This is a genomic window from uncultured Campylobacter sp. (assembly GCF_963517995.1).
GTDB lineage: Bacteria > Campylobacterota > Campylobacteria > Campylobacterales > Campylobacteraceae > Campylobacter_A.
The window spans coordinates 1-2,865 of record NZ_CAUQHQ010000202.1; the positions used below are offsets into that span (position 1 = coordinate 1).

At 44.2% G+C, this 2,865-nt stretch carries 4 protein-coding genes; 3 read left to right on the forward strand and 1 reads right to left on the reverse strand.

Annotated features, from left to right (window positions below):
• The first annotated feature begins 107 nt into the window (after positions 1-107).
• Entirely contained in the window at positions 108-1,142 is a 1,035-nt protein-coding gene (locus RYL88_RS12535; RefSeq protein WP_314991750.1) for a D-alanine--D-alanine ligase, read from the forward strand.
• Between the two features lie 138 nt (positions 1,143-1,280).
• Here RYL88_RS12535 and RYL88_RS12540 read toward each other — a convergent pair whose 3' ends face one another.
• Complete coding sequence (locus RYL88_RS12540; RefSeq protein WP_314991751.1) at positions 1,281-1,931, reverse strand: type II secretion system protein; 651 nt, start codon at positions 1,929-1,931, stop codon at positions 1,281-1,283.
• A gap of 114 nt (positions 1,932-2,045) precedes the next feature.
• On the opposite strand from RYL88_RS12540, the gene RYL88_RS12545 reads away from it, so the two are divergent.
• Positions 2,046-2,276 (forward strand): type II toxin-antitoxin system Phd/YefM family antitoxin, encoded by a 231-nt coding sequence (locus RYL88_RS12545; RefSeq protein ID WP_002947827.1) that lies wholly within the window; start codon positions 2,046-2,048, stop codon positions 2,274-2,276.
• Positions 2,276-2,865, forward strand: a 590-nt coding sequence (locus RYL88_RS12550) for an alpha/beta hydrolase (protein ID WP_314991754.1), incomplete at its 3' end; no start/stop codon positions are given. The genes RYL88_RS12545 and RYL88_RS12550, both read left to right, overlap by 1 nt.

Consider the following 2,865-nt stretch of genomic DNA (forward strand, 5'->3'; position numbering starts at 1 on the left):
GCTTTAAAAGAGAAAAGATAACCAAGGCGCTTAGCGAGTGCGACGCGCAAAATACGGGCGAACTCATCAAACAAGCCCTAAAAAAACTAGCATAAAAAAGGAAAAATATGAAATTTGCTGTGATATTCGGCGCAAAAAGCTACGAACACGAGATCAGTATCGTGAGCGCCATAGCCCTAAAAAAGGTGCTAAAAAACGAGCCTTTGTTTATATTTTGCGATAAATTTAGAGAATTTTACCTGATAAACGGCGCCGATATGAGGGCGAATTTCTTTAGCTCGGGCAAGTATAAAAACGCCAAAAAACTCACTCTTAAGCAGGGCGGATTTTTCGCGGGCGGGTTGCTCGGCAAGAAAAAGATTGAGGCGGACGCGTTTATAAATTTAGTCCACGGCATGGACGGCGAGGACGGTAAGATCGCGGCGCTGCTCGAGTTTTACGGCCTTAGCTATATCGGACCTCGCGTGGAGGCTAGCGCGCTAAGCTACAACAAGGAGCTAACCAAGCTACTAGCGCAAAAAGCGGGTGTAAATACCCTAAACTACGAGGTTGTAAGCAGAGGAAAGGCGCCTAGCCTGCCGCTACCCGTGATCCTAAAGCCGCTTCGCCTAGGAAGCTCGATAGGGGTTAGCGTGATAAAAAACGCTAGCGAGCTAGAATACGGCCTAGACGTGGCATACGAGTTTGACAAAGAGATCCTGGTTGAGCCATTTATAGAGGGCGTAAAGGAGTACAATCTAGCAGGCTGCAAGGCGGACGGCGAGATCAAATTTTCTATCATCGAAGAGCCAAAAAAGAAGGAATTTCTAGACTACGAGCAAAAATATATGAGCTTTTCAAACGAGAGTAGGGCGCGCGAGGCCGACATCGGCGCAGAGCTAGCCGCCAAGCTAAAGCAAAGCTTTGAGCGCATCTACAACTGCGGTTTTGACGGGGCGTTGATACGTTGCGACTTTTTCGAGATAAACGGCGAAGTATATCTAAATGAGATCAATCCAAATCCGGGCAGCTTGGCGAATTATCTATTTGAAGATTTTGAGGGGACTCTGGAGCAACTCGCCGCAAGCTTGCCCAAAGAACGCGAGATAAATATCGACTATAAATTTATCAACTCCATAACGTCGGCAAAGGGCAAGTTGTAGAAAATATCTAGTCGATCTAGTTGGGTATGCTTTGCAGTTTTTGTGGTTCAAAATGCTTATAAATTTAGATGATCGTAGGGCTTTACGGAATTAGGACGCTTTTTTATTTTTAGACTTAGCGTCCCTACCGCCGATTTATCAATGAGGATAGAGTATGGAGTCTTCTATCTGGTTTATGAATGGTATCTCATACATATCAAACCCTGCATCTTTTGATTTATACTTCTTTTCTATTAGCGTCCTTAACTTGTCGCATACCCTGCTATCTCCGGGCTGTAGCGCTCCTTGTTCGTTGTAGCGCCAGTTGTTGTTTATGATTACGCCGTATTTATTGGAATTAGACATGTAGCCCACATTTAGTGTCACGCAATATTTTACGAAGTCGCCGTACATAGTGTCAACCAATTTTGTCATAAATAGCCAAGGCTTGGATCTGCGTCCGCTGCTGGGTGCAGGATCAAGGCCGTTATCTACGCCGTACTCTACGATAAAATGCGGTCGAGATATATCGTAACTTCTATCTGGACTATCGGGGCCAGCTATATTTTTAAATGCAAAGTCGGTCTTGCCCGTAGACGCATAATAGTTTTGTACTTCGTCTATCACCTGATTTATGTTCGTAAACATCGTAACAGCCAAGGCATCATCTCTGCTAGCGTTTATCCTAGGTATAGCTATAGCAGCCAATACACCTAATATCACTATCACAAATATAAGCTCGATCATAGAAAATGCGCGCCTTGCTGTATTATTGTCTTTACATTTTTTTACTGTATAATATTTGTTCATTAGTCTCTCCTACTTAATTAAAAATCAACCAAATATAATACAATATGCTATTTTAATTTAAGTTTAAAGGATGATACGCTATATTTTACGTAAAATTTTACACAAAGAACATAAATGACTACTTTTAGCAAAGATGAAATTTACACGGCGACCGAAGTGGTGCGGAATTTTAGCGCCGTCTTAGGAAAAGTCGGCAAAGCACAGATGAAGCGCGCCGTTATCGTCAAAAATAATAAATTTGAAGCCGTACTACTAAATATGGGCGAGTACGAGCGCCTATGCGAGGCCGTGGAGGTACTGCAAAGCATATATGAGGCTAAAAAACGAGCCGGAAGCGGCGAATAATGGCGGTCAAAGAGATAAAATACGGCGGCAAAATTTACCGCATCAGCTACGAAACCGCAAATCCCGCAAACAAGGACGTCGCGCTATTTTTGCACGGCTGGGGCGCGAACAAGGAGATCATGAAAAAGGCTTTCGGCATGTATTTTAAGGACTTTCGGCACGTTTACGTCGATATGCCGGGCTTTGGCGCGAGTAGTATGCACGGCGCGCTAGCGACGAAAGACTACGCAAAAATCATAAAATCCTTTTTAGACGAGCTCGGCGCAAGCCCCAAAATCATCTTCGGACATAGCTTCGGCGGCAAGGTCGCAACCCTGCTAAATCCCGAATATCTCGCGCTTTTAAGCTCGGCCGGCATCGTAGCTAAAAAGCCGCTTTGGGTGCGTTTTAAGATCGCTTTGTTTAAGTTTTTAAAACTATTCGGCCTTGGATTTTTATACAAGTTTTTCGCCACGAAAGACGTAAAAGGCATGAGCAAAACGATGTACGAGACCCTAAAAAACGTCGTCGATGAGGACTTTAGCTCTAAATTTGCGGACTTTGGCGGCAAGGCGTTTATATTTTGGGGCGAGGAGGACAAGGCCACGCC